Origin of the sequence: Erythrobacter sp. HI0063, assembly GCF_001635685.1 — a bacterium.
GTDB lineage: Bacteria > Pseudomonadota > Alphaproteobacteria > Sphingomonadales > Sphingomonadaceae > Qipengyuania.
In genome coordinates, this window is record NZ_LWFF01000232.1 from 1 (window position 1) to 259 (window position 259).

1 pseudogene is annotated in these 259 nt (G+C 61.8%); it reads left to right on the forward strand.

The annotated features are described in order from the left end of the window. A pseudogene (locus A3736_RS17550) lies at window positions 1–259 on the forward strand (flagellar biosynthesis protein FlgE); the annotation flags it as partial.

The window sequence follows — 259 nt, forward strand, 5'->3', positions numbered from 1 at the left end:
GCGCGGGCTCGTTCTCGCTCAACGGCGAAGGCGAAATTGTGGATTCCTCCAACAACAGGCTGCAATTGTTCGCGCTGGACGGAAATGGCGATCCCGATATCAACACGCTGCAGGACGCGGTCCTGCCGGCTCAGAACGCGGACGGTTCCGATTTCGTTGGGGTCACGGTGAATGAAGTCGGGATCGTCTCGGCGTCTTATGCGGACGGCACGTCCGAACCGGTGGGCGCGATCGCTCTCGGCAGCTTCATCGCACCGAC